General features: G+C 72.4%; 32 protein-coding genes. 14 read left to right on the top strand and 18 right to left on the bottom strand.

Annotated features, from left to right (window positions below; translation table 11 throughout):
- Positions 1 to 74 precede the first annotated feature (74 nt).
- Positions 75 to 1,037, bottom strand: a complete 963-nt coding sequence (locus AMK25_RS32005; protein ID WP_143194757.1) for a hypothetical protein — start codon at positions 1,035 to 1,037, stop codon at positions 75 to 77.
- Between the two features lie 288 nt (positions 1,038 to 1,325).
- Here AMK25_RS32005 and AMK25_RS20030 point away from each other — a divergent pair, with 288 nt between their 5' ends.
- Both AMK25_RS20030 and AMK25_RS20025 read left to right on the top strand, forming a co-directional pair.
- Positions 1,326 to 2,078 (top strand): GNAT family N-acetyltransferase, encoded by a 753-nt coding sequence (locus AMK25_RS20030; RefSeq protein ID WP_073829851.1) that lies wholly within the window; start codon positions 1,326 to 1,328, stop codon positions 2,076 to 2,078.
- Between the two features lie 216 nt (positions 2,079 to 2,294).
- Positions 2,295 to 2,810, top strand: coding sequence for a hypothetical protein (locus AMK25_RS20025; RefSeq protein ID WP_241826421.1), 516 nt, complete (start codon positions 2,295 to 2,297; stop codon positions 2,808 to 2,810).
- On the opposite strand, the gene AMK25_RS20020 is transcribed toward AMK25_RS20025, so the two are convergent.
- Positions 2,811 to 3,512, bottom strand: a complete 702-nt coding sequence (locus tag AMK25_RS20020; protein ID WP_241826420.1) for a hypothetical protein — start codon at positions 3,510 to 3,512, stop codon at positions 2,811 to 2,813.
- Between the two features lie 109 nt (positions 3,513 to 3,621).
- Between AMK25_RS20020 and AMK25_RS20015 the strand changes: the two genes are divergently transcribed.
- Together AMK25_RS20015 and AMK25_RS20010 are read left to right on the top strand one after the other, a co-directional pair.
- The gene (locus AMK25_RS20015) at positions 3,622 to 4,365 is read left to right on the top strand and encodes an SDR family NAD(P)-dependent oxidoreductase (RefSeq protein WP_073829850.1); all 744 of its coding nucleotides are present in this window, start codon (positions 3,622 to 3,624) and stop codon (positions 4,363 to 4,365) included.
- Between the two features lie 114 nt (positions 4,366 to 4,479).
- Positions 4,480 to 4,857, top strand: coding sequence for an MmcQ/YjbR family DNA-binding protein (locus tag AMK25_RS20010; protein WP_198937593.1), 378 nt, complete (start codon positions 4,480 to 4,482; stop codon positions 4,855 to 4,857).
- A gap of 9 nt (positions 4,858 to 4,866) precedes the next feature.
- Here AMK25_RS20010 and AMK25_RS20005 read toward each other — a convergent pair whose 3' ends face one another.
- Both AMK25_RS20005 and AMK25_RS20000 read right to left on the bottom strand, forming a co-directional pair.
- Complete coding sequence (locus AMK25_RS20005; protein WP_073829848.1) at positions 4,867 to 5,394, bottom strand: DinB family protein; 528 nt, start codon at positions 5,392 to 5,394, stop codon at positions 4,867 to 4,869.
- Positions 5,395 to 5,453: 59 nt separating this feature from the next.
- Entirely contained in the window at positions 5,454 to 5,984 is a 531-nt protein-coding gene (locus AMK25_RS20000) for a winged helix-turn-helix transcriptional regulator (RefSeq protein WP_241826419.1), read from the bottom strand.
- On the opposite strand from AMK25_RS20000, the gene AMK25_RS19995 reads away from it, so the two are divergent.
- Complete coding sequence (locus AMK25_RS19995) at positions 5,956 to 6,753, top strand: SDR family NAD(P)-dependent oxidoreductase (protein WP_241826418.1); 798 nt, start codon at positions 5,956 to 5,958, stop codon at positions 6,751 to 6,753. The two genes, AMK25_RS20000 and AMK25_RS19995, sit on opposite strands and share 29 nt — an antisense overlap.
- A 15-nt stretch (positions 6,754 to 6,768) precedes the next feature.
- Here the strand turns inward: AMK25_RS19995 and AMK25_RS19990 are convergent, their stop codons facing one another.
- Complete coding sequence (locus tag AMK25_RS19990; protein WP_073829846.1) at positions 6,769 to 7,236, bottom strand: SAM-dependent methyltransferase; 468 nt, start codon at positions 7,234 to 7,236, stop codon at positions 6,769 to 6,771.
- 71 nt (positions 7,237 to 7,307) lie between these two features.
- Here AMK25_RS19990 and AMK25_RS19985 point away from each other — a divergent pair, with 71 nt between their 5' ends.
- Both AMK25_RS19985 and AMK25_RS19980 read left to right on the top strand, forming a co-directional pair.
- On the top strand, positions 7,308 to 8,165 hold the full coding sequence (locus AMK25_RS19985) for a PhzF family phenazine biosynthesis protein (protein ID WP_073830054.1): 858 nt from the start codon (positions 7,308 to 7,310) through the stop codon (positions 8,163 to 8,165).
- A gap of 147 nt (positions 8,166 to 8,312) precedes the next feature.
- Entirely contained in the window at positions 8,313 to 8,681 is a 369-nt protein-coding gene (locus AMK25_RS19980; protein WP_073829845.1) for a YciI family protein, read from the top strand.
- An 84-nt stretch (positions 8,682 to 8,765) separates the two neighbouring features.
- On the opposite strand, the gene AMK25_RS19975 is transcribed toward AMK25_RS19980, so the two are convergent.
- Entirely contained in the window at positions 8,766 to 9,212 is a 447-nt protein-coding gene (locus AMK25_RS19975; RefSeq protein WP_241826417.1) for a nuclear transport factor 2 family protein, read from the bottom strand.
- 25 nt (positions 9,213 to 9,237) lie between these two features.
- Here AMK25_RS19975 and AMK25_RS19970 point away from each other — a divergent pair, with 25 nt between their 5' ends.
- From AMK25_RS19970 to AMK25_RS19960, 3 genes are all read left to right on the top strand, one after another.
- Complete coding sequence (locus AMK25_RS19970; protein ID WP_073829843.1) at positions 9,238 to 9,774, top strand: TetR/AcrR family transcriptional regulator; 537 nt, start codon at positions 9,238 to 9,240, stop codon at positions 9,772 to 9,774.
- Between the two features lie 195 nt (positions 9,775 to 9,969).
- Positions 9,970 to 10,758, top strand: coding sequence for an alpha/beta hydrolase (locus tag AMK25_RS19965; RefSeq protein ID WP_073829842.1), 789 nt, complete (start codon positions 9,970 to 9,972; stop codon positions 10,756 to 10,758).
- A 9-nt stretch (positions 10,759 to 10,767) separates the two neighbouring features.
- Entirely contained in the window at positions 10,768 to 11,166 is a 399-nt protein-coding gene (locus AMK25_RS19960; protein ID WP_073829841.1) for a VOC family protein, read from the top strand.
- 10 nt (positions 11,167 to 11,176) lie between these two features.
- On the opposite strand, the gene AMK25_RS19955 is transcribed toward AMK25_RS19960, so the two are convergent.
- Genes AMK25_RS19955 through AMK25_RS19945 form a run of 3 tightly spaced genes read right to left on the bottom strand, consistent with a single transcriptional unit; the run spans position 11,177 to position 12,151 of the window.
- A complete protein-coding gene (locus tag AMK25_RS19955; RefSeq protein WP_073829840.1) occupies positions 11,177 to 11,566 on the bottom strand; it encodes a hypothetical protein in 390 nt (129 codons plus the stop codon).
- Positions 11,563 to 11,943 (bottom strand): VOC family protein, encoded by a 381-nt coding sequence (locus tag AMK25_RS19950; protein WP_198937591.1) that lies wholly within the window; start codon positions 11,941 to 11,943, stop codon positions 11,563 to 11,565. Before AMK25_RS19950 ends, AMK25_RS19955 begins: the two co-directional genes overlap by 4 nt.
- A gap of 13 nt (positions 11,944 to 11,956) precedes the next feature.
- A complete protein-coding gene (locus tag AMK25_RS19945; protein ID WP_073829838.1) occupies positions 11,957 to 12,151 on the bottom strand; it encodes a DNA-binding protein in 195 nt (64 codons plus the stop codon).
- A gap of 201 nt (positions 12,152 to 12,352) precedes the next feature.
- Here AMK25_RS19945 and AMK25_RS19940 point away from each other — a divergent pair, with 201 nt between their 5' ends.
- Positions 12,353 to 13,759: an alpha/beta hydrolase gene (locus tag AMK25_RS19940; protein WP_073829837.1), complete on the top strand. Its 1,407-nt coding sequence runs from the start codon at positions 12,353 to 12,355 to the stop codon at positions 13,757 to 13,759.
- 12 nt (positions 13,760 to 13,771) lie between these two features.
- Here AMK25_RS19940 and AMK25_RS19935 read toward each other — a convergent pair whose 3' ends face one another.
- The 5 genes from AMK25_RS19935 to AMK25_RS19915 are packed head-to-tail and all read right to left on the bottom strand — an operon-like array spanning position 13,772 to position 17,299.
- The gene (locus AMK25_RS19935) at positions 13,772 to 14,776 is read right to left on the bottom strand and encodes a hypothetical protein (RefSeq protein ID WP_073829836.1); all 1,005 of its coding nucleotides are present in this window, start codon (positions 14,774 to 14,776) and stop codon (positions 13,772 to 13,774) included.
- Between the two features lie 32 nt (positions 14,777 to 14,808).
- The gene (locus AMK25_RS19930; RefSeq protein ID WP_073829835.1) at positions 14,809 to 15,129 is read right to left on the bottom strand and encodes a PadR family transcriptional regulator; all 321 of its coding nucleotides are present in this window, start codon (positions 15,127 to 15,129) and stop codon (positions 14,809 to 14,811) included.
- 41 nt (positions 15,130 to 15,170) lie between these two features.
- A complete protein-coding gene (locus AMK25_RS19925) occupies positions 15,171 to 15,668 on the bottom strand; it encodes a YcxB family protein (RefSeq protein WP_073829834.1) in 498 nt (165 codons plus the stop codon).
- Between the two features lie 57 nt (positions 15,669 to 15,725).
- The gene (locus tag AMK25_RS19920) at positions 15,726 to 16,469 is read right to left on the bottom strand and encodes an SAM-dependent methyltransferase (RefSeq protein ID WP_073829833.1); all 744 of its coding nucleotides are present in this window, start codon (positions 16,467 to 16,469) and stop codon (positions 15,726 to 15,728) included.
- 53 nt (positions 16,470 to 16,522) lie between these two features.
- Entirely contained in the window at positions 16,523 to 17,299 is a 777-nt protein-coding gene (locus AMK25_RS19915; RefSeq protein WP_241826416.1) for a hypothetical protein, read from the bottom strand.
- A gap of 112 nt (positions 17,300 to 17,411) precedes the next feature.
- Between AMK25_RS19915 and AMK25_RS19910 the strand changes: the two genes are divergently transcribed.
- Positions 17,412 to 17,876, top strand: a complete 465-nt coding sequence (locus AMK25_RS19910; RefSeq protein WP_073829832.1) for a MarR family winged helix-turn-helix transcriptional regulator — start codon at positions 17,412 to 17,414, stop codon at positions 17,874 to 17,876.
- 14 nt (positions 17,877 to 17,890) lie between these two features.
- Here AMK25_RS19910 and AMK25_RS19905 read toward each other — a convergent pair whose 3' ends face one another.
- The 3 genes from AMK25_RS19905 to AMK25_RS19890 all read right to left on the bottom strand — a co-directional run bounded on the left by AMK25_RS19905 (position 17,891) and on the right by AMK25_RS19890 (position 19,406).
- The gene (locus AMK25_RS19905) at positions 17,891 to 18,115 is read right to left on the bottom strand and encodes a hypothetical protein (protein ID WP_073829831.1); all 225 of its coding nucleotides are present in this window, start codon (positions 18,113 to 18,115) and stop codon (positions 17,891 to 17,893) included.
- Between the two features lie 285 nt (positions 18,116 to 18,400).
- The gene (locus tag AMK25_RS19895) at positions 18,401 to 19,006 is read right to left on the bottom strand and encodes a YdeI/OmpD-associated family protein (RefSeq protein WP_073829829.1); all 606 of its coding nucleotides are present in this window, start codon (positions 19,004 to 19,006) and stop codon (positions 18,401 to 18,403) included.
- A 10-nt stretch (positions 19,007 to 19,016) separates the two neighbouring features.
- Positions 19,017 to 19,406, bottom strand: coding sequence for a winged helix-turn-helix transcriptional regulator (locus tag AMK25_RS19890; RefSeq protein ID WP_241826415.1), 390 nt, complete (start codon positions 19,404 to 19,406; stop codon positions 19,017 to 19,019).
- Positions 19,407 to 19,467: 61 nt separating this feature from the next.
- On the opposite strand from AMK25_RS19890, the gene AMK25_RS19885 reads away from it, so the two are divergent.
- Complete coding sequence (locus tag AMK25_RS19885; protein ID WP_073829828.1) at positions 19,468 to 20,133, top strand: NAD(P)-dependent oxidoreductase; 666 nt, start codon at positions 19,468 to 19,470, stop codon at positions 20,131 to 20,133.
- On the opposite strand, the gene AMK25_RS19880 is transcribed toward AMK25_RS19885, so the two are convergent.
- Positions 20,130 to 20,786, bottom strand: coding sequence for an HAD family hydrolase (locus tag AMK25_RS19880; RefSeq protein ID WP_073829827.1), 657 nt, complete (start codon positions 20,784 to 20,786; stop codon positions 20,130 to 20,132). The two genes, AMK25_RS19885 and AMK25_RS19880, sit on opposite strands and share 4 nt — an antisense overlap.
- Before the next feature lie 62 nt (positions 20,787 to 20,848).
- Here AMK25_RS19880 and AMK25_RS19875 point away from each other — a divergent pair, with 62 nt between their 5' ends.
- Complete coding sequence (locus AMK25_RS19875) at positions 20,849 to 21,430, top strand: carboxymuconolactone decarboxylase family protein (RefSeq protein ID WP_241826414.1); 582 nt, start codon at positions 20,849 to 20,851, stop codon at positions 21,428 to 21,430.
- Positions 21,431 to 21,478 lie beyond the last annotated feature (48 nt).

Below are 21,478 nucleotides of genomic sequence, written 5' to 3'. Positions count from 1 at the left end.
CGCGGCCTTCTCCATATCGACTTCCATCACGCGCGCAGGCTAGCGGCCGACACCGACAGTTTCGCCGCGATCATTCAGTCGATCGACGAGCCGGCCAGCAGTCGCTCGGTCCGGTCGCGAAGGGCGTCGAGTTCGGCGGAACGGCCGCGCACCTCGGTGAGGAGGTCGATGGCCGCCCGTAGGTACTCCAAGGCCACGATGTCCTCGTCGACGGGAACGTCGACCTCGAATCGATCGAGGAGAACCGCGAAGTCGGCCACCACCGCGTCGGCGCGGTCGGCGGCCCGGTCGGGGTCGCCGTTACGCAGGGAGCAGCGCGCCGACTCGATCATCGCTCGGCCGACGAAGGCGTGACATTGGCCCAGCAGGCCGGTGACGATGCGCCCCACCAGGTCGAGGCCACGCTCCTCGAGCTCCGGGTCGGGCTGGGCAGCGAACTGCCCGGTGACCGCACGGGCGGCCGCGGCGAGCGCGACACCGTCGACCCACTGCTGGGAACCCTGCGCGGCACAGGGCTGCTGCCCGAGTCGAGCGATGCATGCTTCCGCGGCGACCGACAGTGCCGTCGCTGCCTCGAGGAGGAGATGGAAGCGAATCCGGTCCCTCTCCCGCGATGCGACGGCCAGCCGCGCGACCTCGAGCGCCACGGCGACGTCCTCGGTGCCACGCGTGGGCTCACCACGCCTGGCCCTTTCCAGGAGAGCCTGCGCCGCCGCCCGTTCCTCGGGCGACGGACCGGGGTCCCCGTCGTCGACTGCCAGTCCGAGCTCGAGCCGGTACGAGGTCCACGCCAGCGGGTCCTTGACCGGGTCCGGCTCGTTCGCGGGGTTGCCGGACGCGGCACGAACCACTCCACCCCCGACGCGGTCCATCGCGAGCCGCGCATCGTCGAACGGCAGCGCGAACCGTTCGGTCAGGACGGCAAGGACATCGCGACGGCGCGTCCCCTCCTTCTCGGCCGCACGGAGATAGCGGACAAGGGCGTGTACCGATGTTCCCCGAGCGAGGCGCACCGTCAGGTCGTCCGTCCATTGCACCGGATGAGGATGACCGCCACGATCGCGAACCACAAGCGGGTTGTGCGCGACGTCCGGCCGTACGCGATTGACACGTCCGGGTCGGGAAGGGCAAGGTTGCGATCGGCCACGCGCACCGCGTGGGCACTCTGCATGAGGGAATGACGCCTGTGATCCGGGTAGGCCGAGCGGCCGCCTGAGTGTCGACCACGCGACGGATGACCGTCGCGTGCCTGCGACACGGCGGGGCGGCCCGACGTTTCTTCCGCCCGTCGCAGCTTCTCTCATGCATCGAGGTTCCCGTTGAGCATGGATGCCCGCATCCAACAGTCAGTCGTCGTCAACCTCTCGCGCCGGCCCGCGCCGGTCGAGGTGGGCTCGTTCGTGATCGGGCTGGACCCGACGACGGCCAGCCCGTACGTCAACTACGCGACACCGCGTCCCGGCGCCGCCGTCACGGCGGCCGACGTCGCCGCCCTGGTCGCGGCGTTCCACGCCGCCGACCGCAAACCCCGCCTGGAGTACGTCACCAGCTGCGTCCCCGATCTGGAGGCGCTGCTGACCGCCGCCGGCTTCACAGTGGAAGCCCGGCACACCTACCTGGTCTGCGCGCCGGACACGTTGGCGTCCCCACCCGTGCCGGACCACCTGAGGCTGTGCGAACCGGTTACCGACTCCCAGCGCGCCGCGCTGATCAGCGTGCAGAACGAGGCGTTCGGCGGCGATCCGGTCGCCTCCGAGGCCGACGTGGCTCGCCTGCGGCGCCAGCAGGACGCCGGTGGCGTCGTCGTCACGGCCGTCACCGAGGACGGTGACTGCGCGGGCGGCGGCGGTGCGGCAGCGCCCGTCGGCGCGGTCAGCGAGGTGGCCGGCATCGCCGTTCGCGCGTCCTACCGCCGCCGGGGACTGGCGTCCGCGATCACCGCCGACGTCACCCGGCGGCTGTTCCACGCCGGTGCGGAGGTCGCCTGGCTGGAGGCTGGCGGCGAGGATTCGTGGCGGGTCTACGAGCGCGTCGGCTATCGGCCCGGCGGACAGCGGCTCTACACATCGGTGAACTGAGCCCCGGCGAGGCGGCCCGGGCTGAGGTTCGACGACCGAGGCCCGGGCCACGGCGGCAAGCCGGCCTTCGGCACGCTGCGCCGTCCACCGCTGGTCCGGGGACGGCGCAGATGGGCAACGGCGATCGCCGCACCGTAGCGAGCGGTGTCCCGCTGCGGCCCGCTCGGGAGCCCTTATCGGCTGGCGACCGCCGCGCGCTCCGGGTACACCTGGGCGGTGATCCTCATTCAGCGGGTCCGCGTCCGGTGGACCGCCGCCGCCCGCGGCGCGCGGGAGGCGAACGCCCGCTGCGGCCTCGTCCGGGCGATGCCGCCGCCCCGGCCGCTGCCGGACGCCGAGCTGGTCGTCCACGACGTGCTCGCCGACCAGGAGGTCGGCTACGAACACCGGGAAGGGGTACGCGCCGGAGGCGTCGCGCTGGCCCGCGAGGTCGGACTGTGGCTCGGGCACGATCGGGCGTCGATCGTCGTGGACCGGTTACCCGGATCGGCGGCGTACCCGCGCCCGTCGGCGTCGGCGCGACTGTTCACGCTCGCACCTGGGCAGGTCGGCCGTTACCGGGCCAACTTCCGGTTCACCGGGTGCGCGTGCAGCCCGAGCTGGTACTACGAGGAATGGCTGGTGCACGTCGGTCACGGCACGGCGGCGCCTTTCGGGTACGGCGAGCCGGACCACGACGCCGACCACCGTGTCCGGTTGTACGGCGGTGCGGTCGCGCGGCGTGCCAGGTGATCAAACGGTCAGCTGGTTCGCGTCCAGCCAGCGGCGCCAGGAAACCCGGGTGACGTTCCGATCCGGGTGCTCGGCCACGTGGAGTACGAACTGCGCCCGGAGCCGAACCAGGGGATCGTCGGCGGACGTCAGTGTCTCCACCTCGTGGAAGAACAGCGGGTCGTGGAAATGACGGACCAGGCTCGCGTACATCCAGTCCTTGCACCGGTACGGGCGCTGCAGTGCCGCGAGGGTCAGCTCGGCGAGCTGCGGCTCGACGCCTTCCGGGACACCGGCCCGACGGAATCGGTGCAGGAGCGTCTCCTTCGTCGACCAGCGGGACCACATCGACGACTCCCGCGCGCCCCACTCGTCAGGATGGTCCGTCTCCCATCGGAGGTACAGGGCGGCGTACGGTGCCCACCGGGCGCGTCTGTCGAGGTCGTCGTCCGGGGAGTCCCGGAAGGCGTCGAGAGGACCGTAGATCGTCTGGCCCCGAAGCCGGTAGAGGCGGGTGTGCGCCCTGTCCATCGCCGCTTGGAGCCGAGCCTGACTGGACCTCGACCGGTAGTGCGCCGACCACAGGCCGTTCCACTCGTCCAGCGCGTCGCTCGCCGCGACGAGGGTTGCCTGATGACGGGCAAGGGCCTGGTGGCGCGCGCCCGGGTCGACCGCCACCAGATCGAAAAGCCAGGAGTGGTCACCGCTCGGCTCTGCAGGCACCAGGGCAGCTTGCCATTCCCGCCCTGTCGGGAGGCAGCGGGACGGTGTCACGAACGCGGCGTCCGATCCCCGCCGGACAGCCGGTTCATTTACGACAAGGCTTTCCACCATGAACAACGCACTTGACGGCAAGGTAGCTCTGGTCACCGGTGGTGGCCGTGGCATCGGCGCGGCGGTGGCCCTGCGCCTGGCCGAGGACGGCGCCGACGTGGCGCTGACGTTCCAGCAGAATCAGCGTCGCGCCGACGACGTGGTGGCGCAGATCAAGGCTGTGGGACGGCGCGCGATCGCCGTGCGGGCCGACAGCGCCGATCCGGCAGCGGTGATCGCGGCGGTGGACCGGGCCGCCGGGGAGCTGGGCCGGTTGGACATCCTGGTCAACAACGCGGGCGCGTTCCTGCTGGGGCCGCTGGAGCAGCTGAGTCTCGACGAGTTCGAGCAGACAGTCGCGGTGAACGTCCGGGCGCCGTTCGTCGCCTCGCAGGCCGCGGTGCGCCACATGCCGGCGGGCGGACGGATCGTCAACATCGGCAGCAACACGGCCGAGCGGGCAGTCTTCCCGGGCTTCTCGCTCTACGCGATGAGCAAGACCGCCTTGATCGGTCTGACCAAGGCGCTCGGGCGCGAACTCGGCGGTCGAGCGATCACGGTGAACCTGGTGAATCCCGGTGCCACGGACACCGAGCTGAACCCGGCCGACGGTCCGAACGCGGACGCGATCAACGGGTTCACCGCCCTCGGCCACTACGCGCAGCCGGCCGACGTGGCCGCCGCCGTGGCGTTCCTGGCCGGCCCGGACGGGCGTTACGTCACCGGCGCGACGGTGAACGTCGACGGCGGATTCACCATCTGACCATCGGGAACGGCCAGGGTCGTGACCGGAAGGACGGTTGATGGCCCGCCACCGCACGGCAGCGCGGCGGCTACGCTGTGCCGGTGCGGAAGGCGGTGTACGGGGGTGACCGTCGTGGCTGACGCGGACGACGTCCGCCGGGTGGCGTTGTCGCTGCCCCACGTGGTCGAGATCGACAGTGACGGCTTCGACTTCCGGGTCGCCGGCAAGGGGTTCGTCTGGTCCTATCCCGAACGTACGCCCGGGAAGCCTCGGCGCATCCGCACCGACATCGCCGTGCTGTACGTGGGCGACGAGGCGGAGAAGCAGGCGTTGCTCCTCGGCGAGCCCGACCTCTTCTTCACCACGCCCGCGTACGACGGGTTGCCCCTGGTCATGCTGCGGCTGGCGCACGTCGGCGTCGAGCGCCTGACGGAACTGGTCACCGACGCGTGGCGGATGCGTGCCCCCGACCTGTCGACCGGTGACTTCGACGAGGGCGCCGGCGCGTGACGCCGGCCGTTACGACGACGAGCCGTCGTCGGCCACCCGCTGTCCGTCGAGGATCTGCTCCCGGAGGATGTCCGCGTGCCCGCAGTGCTGGGCGAGCTCGCGCAGGACGTGCAGATAGACCCAGCGCAGCGGAAGCGGCCCCCGCCGGTGCCCGGTGAGGATGTCGTCCAGACCCCGCGTGGAGGTTGCCCGGCGTGACGCGTCGCGGGCGTCGCGGTATGCCCGCCGGACGCCGGCGATCGTGTCGCCAGCGTCGAGGAGGAACGAGTCCTCCGACCGTTCGGGGATGCCGATCTCGGCACGCGACCGGCCCGTGACGGCCTCGTCGAACCAGACCTTCTCGACGAAGGTCGCGTGCTTCACCAGACCCAGCAGCGTGGTCCGGGAGGCCACCAACGATCGGCGCGCCTGTTCCTCGGTCAGTCCGTCCAGGCAACGGTCGAGCGCGTCGCGGTGCTCGTCGAGAAACGCCTCGAGCTGGGCCTGGATCGGCTGCGCGACGACCTCGGCGGAGAAGGTGGGCGGGAAGGACGGCATGGACGAAGCATTCCAGATCGGCGCCCGCCGCCCGGCGGACAAACGCCGGACCGGTGCCCTCACCGTTCGGGCACGCTCACCGGGTCCACGGGCTGACGCGCCGCGACGATCTCGGCATGGTGAGCGACCGCCCAGTCGGCCAGCGCGGAAAGCGGCTCCAGCAAGCTGACACCGAGCGGCGTCAGCCGGTACTCGACGCTCGGCGGCAGCGTCGGAAACACCTCGCGTTCGACCAGGCCGTCGCTTTCCAGCGCGCGCAACGTCGGGGTGAGCATGCGCGGGCTGATGCCCTCCACGGCGCGGTGCAACTCGTTGAACCGGTACGGATGCCGGCCGAGCAGGGTGATCAGCAACAGCGTCCACTTGTCGCTCACCCGCCGCAGCAGGTCGGTCACCGGACAGCGATCGTACTCGCCGGCCGGAACCGGCACCGGCAGCCGATGATCGTGCAGCGAGGCACTCACATCGGTGTTAGCTGTGGACATGAAAGTGCCTTCTTTCGCCTCCGCGACCTGCTGCCCAGGATGAGGCAGGTCGATGAGCAGACGATAAGGGGGCGACGTGGGCGTCGTGGTGGTCAGTGGCGGCACGAACGGGATGGGGCGCGCGTTCGCCCTGGGGCGGGCCGAACGTGGCGACCGTGTCCTGGTGCTCGGCCGCAACCGTGAACGCGGCGAGGCGATGGCCGGCGGCCTGATCGCCTTCCTTCCCGCCGATCTGTCCAGCATGGCCGAGACGCGGCAGGTCATCGCGCACATCCTCGGCGAGCACCAGGTCGTGGACGCGTTGGCGCTGTTCGCCAATGCGGTGGCGCCGCGTCGCGTCGAGACGGTGGAGGGACTGGAGCGCACGTTCGCGCTCTACTACGTCAGTCGCTACCTGCTCAGTTTCGGTCTGCGTCCGGCCCTGGTCCGGGCGACCCGGCCGGTGATCGTGAACGTCGCCGGTGTCGGGGTCACGAAAGGCGAGGTGCGCTGGGCCGATCCGCAGATGACGGCGGGCTACTCGGCCGTCGCCGCGCAGTTGCAGGCCGGGCGGGCCAACGACCTGCTCGGCGTGGGCTTCGCTCAGCGGTCCGGTAGCCGCGCCCGATACGTGCTCTACCATCCCGGGTTCACCAGGAGCGGTGACCGTAGCGAGCTCCCGCTCGTGGTACGAGGGCTGCTCGCGGTGGCGGCGGCGGTCGCCGCCCGGTCCGTCGTGGACGCGGTGGCGCCGATTCATCAGTTCCTGGACGCGCCGCCGACCGCGCCGGTGACCGCCGTCGACCGGGGGAAGCGGCTTCCGCCCGGTTTCCCGACCCTCGACCCCCAGGCCGCCGAGCGGTTGATGGACCTCACGGAGAGGCTGCTGAGCTGAGGCGCCGCGCCGACGCTACGGCCGGAAGTAGTCGGACATCATGCCGCTGACCCACTCCGGCTGCCGGACGTCGGCGGGAACGAACTCCTTCAGCACCGGCTTCAGGTCGATCACGGGTGTGCCGGACACCGCGTCGAGGCCCACCACCGTCAGCTCGCGGCCGTCGACCGACTCGATGCGGCAGCACGTTACGCCGATACGGTTCGGCCGGCGAGGACCGCGGCCCGCGAAGACGCCCATCGGCGGCAGGTCGGCCCGGCCCCGGTAGGGACGGGGCTCGCGGTGGTCGCCGCCGTCCGGGAACCGGTCGAAGACGAACACGACCTCCACGTGGGAGAACTCCTCCAGGCCCTGCAGGCACGCCTCGCCGTAGCGTTCGTCGACGACGATCGTGCTGCGGACGGCGCCCCAGTTGTCGCTGTGCTGGATGTCCGTCCGATCGTTGCGGACCGTGCCGATGGGGGTGATCTCGAAGCTGGGCATGCCCGGAGAGTAGTTCCGCGTGGCTCGTCTCGGGGCAGACGAGCCGGACCGCCGCCGCTAGGCTCATGATCATGGACATTCTCCGATACGCCGCGTTCACCGCCGACCCCGCCGGCGGCAACCCGGCCGGTGTCGTCCTGGACGCCACCGGGGCGGGCGACGCGGAGATGCAGCAGGTGGCGGCGCAGGTCGGCTACTCCGAGACGGCCTTCCTCGTGCCCGGCGAGGGCGGGCGGTTCACGGTGCGCTACTTCAGCCCGAAGGCGGAGGTGCCGTTCTGCGGCCACGCGACCATCGCCTCGGCGGTCGCGTACGCCGAGCGGCACGGCCCCGGCGTGCTGCACCTGGACACCCGCGCCGGACTGGTCGAGGTCGTCACGAGCGCGCAGGCCGACGGCACCACCACCGCCACGCTGACCAGCGTCGCGCCGCGCAGCGTACCCCTTGCCGTGGGCGACCTCGCGGCGCTGCTCGCCGCGTTGCGCTGGTCGCCGGACGATCTCGACGCGACGCTGCCGCCCCGTGTCGCGTACGCCGGGGCCTGGCATCCGATCGTGGCCGCCGCGAGCCGGCAGCGCCTGGCGGAGCTGGACTACGACATGGCGGCGCTGAGCGCGCTCATGGCCGAGCGGGACTGGACCACGATCGACCTGGTGCACCGCGAGTCCCCGTTGGTGTTCCACGCGCGTAACCCGTTCCCGCCCGGCGGCGTGGTCGAGGACGCCGCGACCGGCGCGGCGGCCGCCGCGTTCGGCGGTTACCTGCGCGAGCTGGGCCTGGTGCGACCGCCCGCGACGGTCACCGTGCGGCAAGGGGAGGACATGGGCCGCCCGAGCCTGCTCATCGTCGGCATCCCCGCCGATCCCGGGGCCGGGATCGCGGTGACCGGCACCGCCGTGCCCATCCCGCCTGCGGACGCGGCCCGGTGACGCGGGACCACTACGACCGCTTCGGCGAGTCTTCGTCCTGGTAGCGCACTGAATCCGAGAGGCGCATAACGTCGGATCCGGGGCGGCTCGTTCGTAGTACGGGTGAGAGGCGGCCGGACCGGGCCGCCCGGACAAGGGAGTCATGGCATGCCGCGGTACCTGATCTCGTTCAACGACGGCGCGATGGACCACATCCCCGCGGAGGAGATCCCCCAGGTGGGCAGGGACGCGCACGCGGTCATCCAGGAGGCCGTGAACGCGGGCGTGTTCGTGTACGGCACCGGGCTCGAACGCCAGCAGGCGAGCATCGTGGGCACGGACGGGGTGGTCACCGACGGGCCGTTCCCGGAGACCAAGGAGGTCATCGGCGGGTTCGTGGTCCTCGACGTGGCCTCACGCGACGAGGCGCTGAAGTGGGCCGCCAAGATCGCCGTCTCGTGCCGCTGCGCCCAGGAGGTCCGGGAGATCATGCCCGACCCCGAGACGGAGGCGATGCTCCGCGCGGCGGGCCGCTGACAGGTCCGAAGTCGACGCGATGACGGGAGGTCACGCCCACCGTGATCGCCAGCCTCGTGCGGAGACGCCCCTGCGGCCGCATGCTCATGCCTGTCCGGCGGCCTGAGCGATGGCGAGTGTGTGCTGATATTCGCGCCAGTGGGCCAGCTTGCCGTCCCGGGTCCGCAACACCCCGATGAACGGCGCGGAGGCGGTCACCCCGGTCACCGTGTGCGTGCCGACGAGTTCGTACTCGACCACGATCACCTCGGGATCGGCGGTCTCGTGCACGACCACGCCGCGGCATTCGTCGAACCGCACCGGGAACGACGCCCGGCCCGCTCGCGTGTACGCAAGAACGGGTTGCTTCCCCTCGGTGCGCGTCGGGTGGCCGGGCGCGGCGAAAGGCGTTTCGATCACCACGTCGTCGGTCAGCGAGTCCGCGTCGAAGGTGGGCAGGTTCGCCAGCCACCTGGCGCGCATGCCCTCGAAGATCTGCTGTGGTGTCACGCCGGCCTCCGCGATAATGAGTCGTAACTCGACTTGTGCCACAGAGAATAATGAGTGGAGACTCACTTTGGTAGAGGGTCCGCCCCTGCGCGCCGACGCGCAACGCAACCGGGCACGCATCCTGGACGCCGCCGAGGCGGTCTTCGCCGAGTTCGGCGCCCGCGCCTCCACCGAGGAGGTGGCCCGCCGCGCCGGCGTTGCCATCGGCACGGTCTTCCGTCATTTCCCCACCAAGGAGGACCTGCTCGCCGCGCTCATGAAGCGACTGCTCGCGCAGCTCGTCGAGGAGGCGGGACGGCGCGACCTCTTCGGGTTCTTCCGACACACGGTGGCGCAGGCCGCCGCGAAGAAGACGGCAGTCGAACTGCTCGCCGGATCCGGGGTGGAGATCCGGCTTCCGGACGCGGTCGGTCACTTGGAGGAGGCCGTGGGCAGCCTGCTGGCACAGGCCCAGGCCGCCGGAACCGTCGCCGACTCGGTACGGCTGCCCGAGGTGATGGCGCTGCTCGCCTCGATGTGCCAGGGCGCACTGCACGGTGGATGGGACGAGCATCTGCAAACCCGGACGCTGGCGGTCGTCTTCGCCGGATTCGAGCGCGGCTGACGGGCCGGCGCGGATCACGCCGCGATAAACCGGTTGGCCCGCCCCGGCGAGCGCTGCTAGCTTGCCGGTGGCCGTGCCGGAGGACGAGGGAGGTGGTACCCGTGACCGCAGTATCGACATGGGTGCTCCCCTCGTGGGTCACGGCCGGGCGATAGGTCGTCCGGGAGCGCCGTCGCACTCCCGAAAGGCACGACCATGCGCTTCACCTCCGAACAGCGCCTCGCCGACGGCGTCCGCGAGCGCGAATTCACCCTCGGCGGCATCCCGGGCATCCTGTGGACGCCCGCGTCCGCGTCCGAGCCGGTCCCGCTGATCCTGCTCGGCCACCCCGGCGGGCTGCGCCGGATGTATCCCCGCCTGGTGGCCCGGGCGCAGGGCTGCGTCGAGCAGGGCTTCGCCGCCGCGACCATCGAACTGCCCGGCAGCGGCGACCGGCCCGCGTCCGCCGCCGCCGAGCAGGCCCGCGCCGACCTGCGCCGGGCACTGGCGGCCGGTGAGCCGGTCGCCGACGACGTGGTCGACCAGCTCGTCCTGCCGCTGGTGGAGAAGGCGGTCCCGGAGTGCCGGGCCGCGCTGGACGCGCTCCTCGCGCTGCCCGAGGTCGGCGGCCCGGCCGGGTACGCCGGCGGGGTGATCTCCATCGGCGTACGGCTGGCGGTGGTCGAGCCGCGCATCGTGGCCGCGCTCCTGTTCGCCGGGAGCTTCGTGCCGCGCACCATCATCGAGGAAGCGCGGCGGGTCACCATTCCGCTGCACGTCCTGTTGCAGTGGGACGACGAGGGCAACGACCGGCAGGTGGCACTGGACCTGTTCGACGCCTTCGGCTCGGTGGAGAAGACGCTGCACGCCAACATGGGCGGGCACACCGGCGTCCCGTGGTTCGAGGGGGAGGCCGCGAACCGGTTCTTCGCCCGGCACCTGAAGGCGGGCCCACCGGCGGCGGCCTCGGCGGATCCGGGGGAGCGGACGCCGTCCGGCCCATAGAGTGATCGCATGGCGCCCGTGACCGGACTGGACCACGTCGTCATCGCCGTGTCCGACTGGCGGACCGCCACCGACTTCTATCGCGACGTCGTCGGCGCCGAGGTGATCGGCGTCGGCGGCGACCGCGTCGCGTTCCGGGTCGGCCCCAATCAGCTGAGCGTGCACGGGCCGGGTCTCGACCTCGGCGGCAACGTCGCCCGCGTCCCGGTCCGCCCGGGCAACAGCGACATCTGCTTCGTCTGGGCGGGTCCGATCGAGGAGGCGGTGGCGCACCTGCGGCGGCACGGCGTCGAGGTGGAAACCGGGCCGGTCCGGCGGGTCGGCGCCGGTGGCGCCGGGACCAGCGTCTACTTCCGCGACCCGGACGGAAGCCTGCTGGAGTTCATCTCCTACCAGGAGACGCCGTGACGGTGGCCGGTCAGAGCGGTGACACCACCAGCTCGACGTGGCGGGCCTCCGTCGCGTCGTCCACGGCGAACTGCAGCAGCCAGCGGCCCGGCGCCAACTCGATCTCGTCGTTGTCGTCGGCGTCGCCGACGTAAAGCCGTCCGGAGGGGACGTCCAGGGTCACCTCGTACGGGTGCCCCGTGACGCGCTGCGACGTCACCCGGATGTCGAGGGTGACATCTGCCTCTCCCTCGTCCGCCACGGCGGCGGAGGCGACCAGGACCGCGACGTGGTGCGTCGTGGCGAGCACCGGCGCGGCAGCGGCGTGGAAGTCGATGTCGAAATCGGCCTCGCAGTGAGCGTCGCTGAGGTAGACGGCACCCCAGTGGTAGGTGCGGACCCGGCGTACAGGTGGATTCACGCGGACCCACCCACCGGCGACGCCCAGGTGGGACGCCGGATCAGGCAGAACGGGTGACCGGCAGGGTCGGCGTACATGTGGTCGCCCGGCAGCCGCCGCGCGCCCAGCGCGAGTACCGCCGCGCCCGCCGCGTCCTGGTCGTCGACCATCACGTCCAGGTGCATCTGCTGCGGCACTTCCGGATCCGGCCACGTCGGCGGCGTCAGCTCGGGGGCGCGTTGGAACGCCAGCCCGGACGCCGCCGTACTGGCCGACACCACGGCGAAGTCGTCGTCCGCGTACGTGACCGGGTCGCCGAGGACCGCGCTCCAGAAGCGTGCCTCGGTCATCGGATCCGGGCAGTCGACGATCAGGTGGTGAAGCCTGCCGAGCGGCATCGCGATCACCTCGTCAGCTCAGCCGCAGGTCGTGCTCGTCGAGGGCGGCCTCGATGACGTCCAGCGCCTTCGGCCCCATGCCGTGCAAGCGGGCCAGCTCCGCTCGCGGCACCCCGGCGAGCCGGCGCAGCGTGGTGTAGCCAGCGGCGTTCAGCGCCCTCGTGGCCGGTGCGCTGATCTTCGGCAGGCGGTCCAGGGACGACGTCATCGCCCGATGCTAGACCGCTGGCACCCGGCCCGATGCCCCGGCGAGCGCCCGGCCGCCCCGGACGCGAACTCGTCCCCCTTCATGTGGCCCTCAGGGCGGACTCGGGGAGAAGGCCCGATGGGCATATCGGGGCGTTTCCGTATGGGACTCGGGTGGGCCGCCGCTGAAGAATCGACGGGCATCCACAACGGGGGAGGTGCCGTGTACCGACGTACCGTGGCCGTCACTCTGGCCGTGCTCACCGTCCTGGCGGGACTACCCGGCGCGGTGCGCGCCGATGGTCCGCCGCAGCGGCTCGTCTGGGGCGAGTGCGCCGACGATCTGCCGAACGTCCCGCCGGACGAGCGCGTGCGATGCGCCCGGCTCCGCGTGCCGGTGGACTGGAACCGGCCGAACGGCCCGACGTTCGAACTCGCTGTGGCACGCCGGCTCGCGCGAGCGCCGGAGCGGCGGGTGGGCACGCTGGTCTTCGGGCCGGGAGGCCCCGGCGACTCGGGGGTGGAACGCATCCGTAAGGGCGACCGGTTCAGCGGCGAGTTGCTGGACCGGTTCGACCTGGTCAGCTTCGACCCGCGCTCCGTGGCCCGCACCGCCGCGCCCGTCTGCACGCCGGATCCGGCGCTACGCAAGCCGCCCGTCCCGCTGACCGGTCAGGCCGACTTCGACGCCGCGGTGGCGTACAACCAGGCCCTGTGGGGCAGGTGCCGCCCGACCAGCCCGGTGTTCGACCACGCCGACACGCTCAGCACCGTCCGTGACCTCGACGCGTTGCGGCGGGCGCTGGGGGAGCGGCGGCTGTCCTTCCACGGCAGCTCGTACGGCACATTGCTGGGCCAGCAGTACGCCGAGCGGTATCCCGGCCGTGTGCGGGCGGTCGTGCTGGAGGGCGTGTTCGACCACAGCCTCGACGTGCGGTCCTTCGTGCGGACGCAGGCCGCCACGTTGCAGGACTCGTTCGACGAGTTCGTCTCCTGGTGCGACAGGTCGGCGGACTGTGCGCTCCACGAACGGGACGTGCGGTCGGTGTGGGCGCGGGTGCTGGCCCGCGCGGACCGTGGCGAGTACACCCCTCGTACCGCCTTCGACGTCACCGCCGTGGCACTCGGCCTGCTCGCCGGCCCTCGCTGGCCGCAACTCGCGGTGATCGTGCGGGACATGGACGCCGGCGCGCCGCCACCGGAGGTGAACTTCCCGCTCTCGGTCGCGGCGTTCTGCGCGGACTGGCCGGCCCGGGTGCGCGACTACACCGACTACGCCGGCCTGGTCCGGGACGCCGTGGCCGTCGCCCCGGACGTCCGGTACGGCGCCGGTCTGCTGGCCGTGCAGGCCTGCCTGGGCTGGCCGTCCCCGGTCCGCAACCCGCCGCACGCGCTGAATGTGCACACCCGCACGCCGCTGCTGCTGCTCAACGCCCGGCACGATCCCCGCACCGGCTACGCCTGGGCGGTGAACGTCGCCCGGCAACTCGGCCGGCATGGACGTCTGGTCACCTACGAGGGCTGGGGCCACGGCACCTACCAGCGCAACGACTGCACGGAAGCGGTGGTGGACAGGTACCTCGTCGACCTGACGTTGCCCGCCCCCGGCGCGCGATGCCCGGCAGGCTGACCCGGCGCGCTGCTAGCCGGCCGGGCCCGGCGCCCCGGCGAGCGTAGCGTCGGCCGGGCGCCGGTGCGGCAGCGCCGCCAGGCCCAGCGCGAGCAGCAGCAGGACCGCGCCGAGCAGGAACGGCAGCGACATGGTGGGCTGGCCGAGCCACTCCCACGGCACGTGCCAGCGTGGGTGCGGCTCGCTCAGGTGGTGCGTGAGCATCAGTGGCGCGCTCAGCAGGATCGGCGCGGCCCAGAACACCATCGCGACGCCGTACAGGACCTTCGTCGGCCCCTGCACCAGCGGGCGTCGTCCCTCGGTGCGCCGGCTGGCCCAGCCGAACAGCACCCAGCCGCCGACAGTGCCCAGTGCGAAGGCGAGCAGTCCGGCGGGGTAGGCGGCGCCGGGGGTGGCGCGGCTGAGGGTGAGGCTCATCGAGCCCTCGGCGTTGAGTTCCACAGCGAGGATGTGGTCGCCGCGTTCGGCGTAAACGGTGGTGTCGGAGTGGACGGGCTCGCTCTGCTCCCACCCGGCGGCGTCCAGGCGCTGCCGCAGCTCGACGAGGCCGGCGGCCGGCAGCTGGTCGAACGACGCGGTCAGCTCGGCCAGCGCGTACTCGCCGCCGTCGCCGAGCAGCAGCTCGGACAGGAGATCCTGGTTCAGCGGGTGGCCGTAGATGAGGAACACGGCGGACGGGTCGTCCTGGTCGATGTGGCTGACCTGCCGGTCCGGGTAGAGCTGGCCGACCACGGCGGCGAGGTCCCGGTGGTCGAGCGGACGGGAGCCGAGCCAGGCGAGCCAGGTGCCGAACGACGCGGCGAACAAGCCGCAGGCCACCGCGAAGACCGACGCCCAGGCCACCACGGAACGGCTCGCCGGCCGTCCCAGCCGGGCACGCAGGCCATGGCGTACGAGATTCGCCGCCACCCGGGTACGGCGGTGTGCCGGGCCGACGTCCCGTACCGTCTCCAGGATCTCGGCCCCGCGCGCGCGGCGGTAGTCACGGGGGTAGGCAAGCAGCAGCCAGCGGTGCATGGGTTCTCCCTACGGGGCCGCGACGGTGGGGGTCAGGCGGGGCGGGGCCGCAGGGCGCGCAGCCGGGTCTCGGCGGCGGACGCGAGCTGCCGCAGCCGCTCGGTCTGGCGTGCCAGCTCGGCCTGGCCGTCGGCGCGCAGCCGGTAGTAGCGGCGCAGCCTGCCGTCGACCACCTCTTCGTGACTGAGTTCGACGAGGCCCTGCGCGACGAGCCGGTCCAGGGCGGCGTAGAGGGTGCCCGGCAGCAGGTTGACGCGACCGCCGGACAGGCCGGCGACCTCCTGGATGATCCCGTAGCCGTGGCGCGGCTCGTCGGCCAGCGCGGTCAGGATCAGGAAGGTCGCCTCGCGCATCTCACTCACCGAGGCAACATATATAGCCGATCAATACATCGTCAATGGTCGCCGAGCAGTCCGCGTTCGGTCATGAAGGCGCGCAGCGTCCCGGCGTCCTCGGCGGACATCAGCCACCGGGGAATCACCGTGGCCGGCATGCGTCCCACGTACACGATCCAGAAGTCCGGGGTCTCGGTGACCCGTTCGACGCCGTCCCAGGCGATGCCGCCGGACTCCGAACCGCTGCGCATCATGATGTTGAGGTCGTCGATGTCGTAGGCGCCCTCGACGGCGTAGCCGCCGGAGCGGCGCCGGGCCCGCCACCGCACCCACGGCGCGTAGAGCATCGACAGCACGCCGGCCACGATGAACGCGGTCCACAGCGAAGCGAACCGGCCACCTCGGTCCGACGCCTGCGAGGCGACCCAGCCGATCACCCCGATCGCGGCGAGGACCGCGCCGATGTAGCCGAACCGGCGCAGCCGGGCGGCGGCGAGCGCGGCGGCCACGCGGGCCGGATAGGTAGGGTCGGCCGGTACGGCGAAACGGATCTGCACGCCCGAACGATAGTGCCCCGGCCGCCTGTCCCGAGCCGGACCCGCGCCGGCGGCCGGTCAGATCCGGCGCAGCACGAACGTCACGAAGCCCAGCATGTTCCGGTACCCGCGCAGCCACTGGTCACGATGCTCGCGGGCGGCCGTCAGCGCCCCGGCGGCGTCCGGGTGACCGGGGTTGTCCAGCGCCCACTCGGTGAGCGAGCCGGTCCACGACCACTCGTAGTCGTCCCACTCGGCGGTGTCGCTGACGTGCGCGTACACCGGGGTCCAGCCTGCCTGCTCGGCGGCGTCGACCAGGCCGGCGAGGTCGGCGTGGTCGTCCGGTTTCGCGCCCAGCGCCGCCAGCGCCCCCGGCGTCGGCGGCACCTGCCAGAACCCCTCGCCGACCATCAGGATGCCGTCTGCCTTCACGTGCCGGCCGGCCAGCCTCAGCGTCTCGCCGAAGCCGCCGAGCGCGTGCGTCGACCCGACGCACAGCACCAGGTCGTAGTCGCCGTCCGGCACGTACGCGCGGGCGTCGCGCTCGTGCAGGGTGAGCCGTTCGGCGAGGCCGCGTTCGGCGGCGGCGTCCGCTGCGCGTTCGAGCGCGTACGGGCTGAGGTCCACGCCGTCGGCGTGCCCGTCCGGGTAGTGCGCGAGGGCCTGCAACGCCCAGGCGGCCTCGCCGCACCCGAGATCGAGGATCCGGGCCTCCGGCCGCCGCCCCGCCCGGCGCAGCAGCCGGTTGAGGCTGAGGCCGGAGATCGGGGCCGCGATCGGGTGGTGCGAGTGCGCGATGCTGCTCAGGCGTTGACGGTCCATCGCCGCAGTCAACACGAGGACGGCGGGCCCGCGCACACGGGTGGCCGCGGCGGTCAGTGCCGCCAGACGATCGTGGCGTCGTCGGCGCCGACGCCCTCGCGTGCCTCGGCCTCGCGGACCCGGCGGATGACCTCGGCGGGGCCGTCGGTCTCCAGCAGGCGCAGCAGCCCTGCCCAGTCGGAGAGCCCGAACGTGTCCACGAGACGGCTCGCGCCGTTGCTGAGCAGCGCCGCCACTGTCACGTCGTCCGCCGGGCTGCTGCCGGTGACCGCCTCGTCCACCACCCGCGGGTCGTCCTTGGCGACCCAGAACCCACTCGGGCTGTTCCGCCTTGCCCGCAGCTCCATGAACAGCCGCCGGTACTCGTCGCCGTCCTCGGGCACGTCCTTCAGCCGCTCCTCGAAGGACCGGGCGATCACCACCTCGCGCGGATCGTGGGCGACGACGGGCTCACCCGCCGCCCGGCCGACGACCGCCACCGCGTCGCCGAGGACCAGGTGCTCGACGGTCCCGCCGGAGAACCGGAGCATCGCCACGGCCGCGAACGGACTGATCGGATGGGTGACGTCGCACGTGTCGCGGTGCGCGTCGGTGACCCACTCGATGCCCTCGGCCAGCACGTCGCGCAGGCTGCGCTCCTGGTCCAGCGCGCCGAGGAGGGCACCACCGAGCCGGGTCGCGTACCAGGCGACGCCGTGGCGGCAGACCTTCTCCACGCCGGAGATGCCGCCGGCGCCGTCGACCAGGACCATGCCGCACGGTACGGCGCCGGCGAAGTCCTCGTTGCTGCGCCCGGGATGTCCCGCGTCGGTGGCCATCGTTACCCGCATCGGCCCATCATGCCGTCGTCGGCAGGTACGCGATGCCCCGCACGGCTTGATCTGAAGCGTGGTTGAGGTCCTAGCGTCGTGCTCGCCCGATCACTGCCGGAGGTAGGTCACCATGACGACGCCGCACCTGTCCGACGCCGAACTCGCGGGCCAGCCGGCCGCCTACTGGACGGGCGTCGCGTACGAGTCGCTGATCGCCTTCACCCGGGCCCAGCAGGCCGTGCACGGCTTCACCCAGCCACAGTTCTGGCTCCTGCGCCACCTGTCCACGAACGACCTTCTGCCCGGCGGTGGCGGGCTGACCGTTCCCGAGCTGCGACACGCGATGCGCTCGTACCTGCGCGCCGAGGACGATCTGGAGGCCGAGGCGGAGGTGTTGCTGGAGCGCGGCTGGCTGACCCGCGACGCGGACGGCAGGCTGCGGATCACCGAGGCGGGGGAGGACGCCCGGCTCCGCCTCAAGCAGCACGCGCCGGGGATCCGAGCCCGCATCCACGACGGCGTCGACGACGCCGACTACGTCACCACCCTCAAAGTGCTCCGGCGGATGATCCGGAACACCGGCGGCGCCGTGTAGCGCACGGGCCCGCCTCAGGACGCCCGAAGCCGCCGGATCGCCAGGCGGGTTCCCTGATGGAGCAGCACGCCGGCGCCGGTGTTGGCGACGGCGAGCACGGCCGCGCCGAGCAGCCCGACGCCGACGTCCATCACGTCGGTCGCGACCAGCAGGACCGGCCAGCCCAGCGCGGCGGCGACGAGCGACGACCGCCACCAGCGCCCCAGGAGAAGCCCGAACAGGATCAGCACCGGGATCATCGCGGGTGACCTCCTGCTGTCGGCTCGTTCGAGCGTACGCCCAGCTCACCCCCGCCGGTCGTCGCGGCTGCCGGAACCGACCGTACGGGCGCGGCCGACCCGCCAGGATGAGGTGATGCGCGTCAGCCAGAAGATCCGCCACCGGCATGTCGACGTCGACGGGCTGGAGGTGTTCCTCCGCGAGACGCACACATCCTCGACGGCGGCCATCTGCTGCTGGAGACGCACGCGGCCGAGTGCGCCGCGCTCATGCGCGCGTTCGTCCGGGACCACTCATGAGCCGGGTCACGGCGTGGCCGGCGGCTTCGCCTTCTGCGGGTAGAACGTCTCGTGGCGGGCCAGCATGGCGACGAACTCGCCGATCTTGCGCGTGCGGGTCTCCGCGCGTTTGACCGCGTTGAGCCGGTGGATGAGCGCGAACCTGTTGGCGCTGGTGAGGACGTCGAACATGGCCTGGGCGGCGGGCTCGGCCGCGACGGCGGCGAGCAGGTCGGCCGGCACCTGGGCCTCCGACGGTGGCGCGTAGGCCGCCGCCCACCGGCCGTCCGCCTTCGCGGCCTCCACCGCGGCCCGGCCCGCCGGTGCCATCCGCCCCTGCTCCTCCAGCCGGGCCACGTTGGCGACGTTGCGTTGAGACCAGGCACTGCGTGCCCGTCGCGGGGTGAGCCGGATCCAGGAGCTCTCGTGGTCGCGCTTGCGGGCCTGCCCGTCGATCCAGCCGAAGCACAACGCCTCGTCGACCGCCTGCTGCCAGGTCAGGGTGGTGAGCGTGCCGCCCTTCTTCGTGAGGGCGAGCCAGACGCCGGGCGACGTGTCGTGGTGGGCGGACAGCCACGTGCGCAGCGCGTCCGCGTCGGCCACGATCAGCTCGTCCAGCTCGGCGGTTCCCATGACCGGCAGACTATGCCGGGGGTACGACATCGGCGCCGGCCCGCCGCTCGTGCGACTTCCGGGCCGCCAGCAACTCGTCCAGGTGCTCCTCGCTCCACGACCGGGCGGCCGCGACCAGCGTCAGCAGGCTGCGGCCCAGCGGCGTCAGCGTGTACTCCACGCGCGGCGGGTTCTCGTCGTAGGCGGTCCGCGTGACCAGCCCGTCGCGTTCCATCGCCCGCAACGTCTCGGCCAGCACCTTCGGCGTGATCGTGCGCAGCGGCGCGCGCAGCTCGGTGAACCGGCGCGGCCCGTGCTCCAGGCACAGCACCACCATCGCGGTCCACTTGTCGCCGATCCGCAGCGGCATCATCCGCGACGGACACGCGGGATGGAACATGTCCGGATCGAGCGGCGTCACCGCCCGAGCGTAACGCCGGTACCGTTGCGGTAACCGGCACCCGGCGCTCTAGCGTCGCGCCATGACCAGCATCGCCGTCTTCGGCGCGGGCGGCCGGGCCGGCCGCGCGATCACCGCCGAGGCCCACCGTCGCGGCCACCGCGTCACCGCCGTCGTCCGCGATCCGGCCCGCCATCGCGACCTCATCTCCGCGGTACGTGGCGACGTCACCGACCCGGAGACGGTCACCTCGATCGGGCACGGGCACGACGCCGTCGTGCACGCGGTCAGCCCGGCCTCCGGGCCGGAGGCGCTCGCCGCCGCCGGCCTCGATCCGGAGTTCTTCGTCCGGGCAGCCGACGCGCTGCTGCACGGACTGACCCGCGCAGGCGTGCCCCGACTCGTGGCGATCGGCCTGTTCGCCACGCTCACCGACGCGCACGGCCGGCCCCTCCACGACGACCCGGCCGTCCTGCCCGCCGAGCTGCGGCCGTTCGCGCTCAGCCATGCCGCCGGCCTGGACCGGCTCCGCGCGGCGGACACCACAGTCGACTGGCTCGTGCTCACCCCGCCCGCAGCGCTGAACGTGGACGGTCCCCGCACCGGCCGGTACCGCCTCGGCGGCGAGCGCGCCCCGGCGTCGGCCCACCTGTCGTACGCCGATCTGGCGGTCGCGGTGGTCGACGAGATCGAGTCGCCGCGCCACCACCGCACCCGGGTCTCGGTCTTCGCCGACGCCCCGGGCTAGCCGCCCGCCGCGTTGTGCCGCTGCACCAGGCCCGGCAGCTCATCCAGGGAGCCGATGCGGAACAGGCACCGGTCGGCCACGTCCGGCATGTCGAGGATGTGCCCCCACGGGCCGCGCCGGATCAGGCACGCCGACATGCCGGCGGCCATCGCCGGTGCAGCGTCGTTGTCCGGCCGGTCACCGACGTACAGGATGGTGGACGCGTCGCCGCCGCTCTCCTGGACGACCCGGGCGAAGAACTCCGGCGCCGGTTTCGCCACGCCCCAGGCCGCAGACGTGCCGATCACGTCCACCGACAGGTCCAGCGCCCGCAGCGTCGCCCCGGCGTGCTCCGGCTGGTTGCCGGCCAGACCGACGCGCAGACCCTGGTCCTTCAGGGCGGTCAGGCAGGCCCGCGCGTCCGGGTAGAGGTCCTGCTCGCCGAACGACTCCGGGTCACCGGACGCGACCCGGCGGGCGAGTTCGGCGGTGAGGTCGAAGTCCGGCCGGAACGCCCGGAACACCTCCTGGTAGTCCAGGCCCCGGGCGATCACCGCGCCGAAGACCGCGGAGAACGTGTGCCGGGGTACGCCCAGCCAGTCCGCCCAGGTCGCGAACTCGCGGGTCTCGTCGAGGATCGTTCCGCCCACGTCGAAGAAGACCGCCTGGATCATCAGCGGATCGTACTGTCGTTGATCCGTCTGTGGGGGGCGACCGGGTGGCGCAGACTGCCCGCATGAATTCCGCCTTCCTTCCCGAACCACCGCAGAGCCCGGCGGCGAAAGCCGCGTACGAGGACGACCTCTCCTCCGACGGCTACGTCAACAACCTCACCCGCGTCTGGTGCTGGCGACCCGACGTGCTGATGTCGTTCCAGAACACGCGCACCGAGTTGCTGTCGGAGTCCACGTTGTCCGCGCGGGAGGTGGCGGTGCTGGTCGCCGCCACGGCCGCGGCGCGGGGCGACTCGTACTGCGCGCTGGCCTGGGGCGCGCGGCTGGCCGGGATGAGCGACGAGACAACCGCCGCCGGGGTGCTGCGCGGCGCCGAGGCGGACCTGTCCGAGCGGGAGACGGCGCTGGCCGACTGGTCCCGCCGGGTCGTGACGGACCCGAACGCCACCACCGAGGCCGACACGCAACGCCTGCGCGACGTCGGCCTGAACGACCGCGAGATCTTCGAGGCCACCACGCTGATCGCGTTCCGGCTGGCCTTCTCCACAGTGAACGACGCGCTCGGCGCCCGGCCGGACGCGCAACTGGCGGAGAAGGCCCCGAAGCTGGTCCGGGAGGCGGTCACGTTCGGCCGCCCGGTCTGAGCGAGCGGGTCCCGACCCCGGGCCGCGCCTCGACCGGGCGGCCACGGG

This window comes from Micromonospora sp. TSRI0369, from assembly GCF_001905625.1.
Taxonomy (GTDB): Bacteria; Actinomycetota; Actinomycetes; order Mycobacteriales; family Micromonosporaceae; genus Micromonospora; species Micromonospora echinospora_A.
This window is presented reverse-complemented; position numbering and strand designations above follow the sequence as displayed.

Bases quoted from the DNA above. Each gene is read 5' to 3' on its own strand.
- AMK25_RS19910 (WP_073829832.1), top strand. From the start codon at position 17,412: ATGACGACGCCGCACCTGTCCGACGCCGAACTCGCGGGCCAGCCGGCC.
- AMK25_RS19990 (WP_073829846.1), bottom strand. From the start codon at position 7,236: ATGCCCAGCTTCGAGATCACCCCCATCGGCACGGTCCGCAACGATCGG.
- AMK25_RS19930 (WP_073829835.1), bottom strand. From the start codon at position 15,129: ATGCGCGAGGCGACCTTCCTGATCCTGACCGCGCTGGCCGACGAGCCG.
- AMK25_RS19905 (WP_073829831.1), bottom strand. From the start codon at position 18,115: ATGATCCCGGTGCTGATCCTGTTCGGGCTTCTCCTGGGGCGCTGGTGG.
- AMK25_RS19985 (WP_073830054.1), top strand. From the start codon at position 7,308: ATGGACATTCTCCGATACGCCGCGTTCACCGCCGACCCCGCCGGCGGC.
- AMK25_RS19920 (WP_073829833.1), bottom strand. From the start codon at position 16,469: ATGGACCGTCAACGCCTGAGCAGCATCGCGCACTCGCACCACCCGATC.
- AMK25_RS20030 (WP_073829851.1), top strand. From the start codon at position 1,326: ATGGATGCCCGCATCCAACAGTCAGTCGTCGTCAACCTCTCGCGCCGG.
- AMK25_RS19895 (WP_073829829.1), bottom strand. From the start codon at position 19,006: ATGGGAACCGCCGAGCTGGACGAGCTGATCGTGGCCGACGCGGACGCG.
- AMK25_RS20015 (WP_073829850.1), top strand. From the start codon at position 3,622: ATGAACAACGCACTTGACGGCAAGGTAGCTCTGGTCACCGGTGGTGGC.
- AMK25_RS19960 (WP_073829841.1), top strand. From the start codon at position 10,768: ATGGCGCCCGTGACCGGACTGGACCACGTCGTCATCGCCGTGTCCGAC.
- AMK25_RS19950 (WP_198937591.1), bottom strand. From the start codon at position 11,943: ATGCCGCTCGGCAGGCTTCACCACCTGATCGTCGACTGCCCGGATCCG.
- AMK25_RS19880 (WP_073829827.1), bottom strand. From the start codon at position 20,786: ATGATCCAGGCGGTCTTCTTCGACGTGGGCGGAACGATCCTCGACGAG.
- AMK25_RS19965 (WP_073829842.1), top strand. From the start codon at position 9,970: ATGCGCTTCACCTCCGAACAGCGCCTCGCCGACGGCGTCCGCGAGCGC.
- AMK25_RS19885 (WP_073829828.1), top strand. From the start codon at position 19,468: ATGACCAGCATCGCCGTCTTCGGCGCGGGCGGCCGGGCCGGCCGCGCG.
- AMK25_RS19980 (WP_073829845.1), top strand. From the start codon at position 8,313: ATGCCGCGGTACCTGATCTCGTTCAACGACGGCGCGATGGACCACATC.
- AMK25_RS19875 (WP_241826414.1), top strand. From the start codon at position 20,849: ATGAATTCCGCCTTCCTTCCCGAACCACCGCAGAGCCCGGCGGCGAAA.
- AMK25_RS20005 (WP_073829848.1), bottom strand. From the start codon at position 5,394: ATGCCGTCCTTCCCGCCCACCTTCTCCGCCGAGGTCGTCGCGCAGCCG.
- AMK25_RS19935 (WP_073829836.1), bottom strand. From the start codon at position 14,776: ATGCACCGCTGGCTGCTGCTTGCCTACCCCCGTGACTACCGCCGCGCG.
- AMK25_RS19915 (WP_241826416.1), bottom strand. From the start codon at position 17,299: ATGCGGGTAACGATGGCCACCGACGCGGGACATCCCGGGCGCAGCAAC.
- AMK25_RS19945 (WP_073829838.1), bottom strand. From the start codon at position 12,151: ATGACGTCGTCCCTGGACCGCCTGCCGAAGATCAGCGCACCGGCCACG.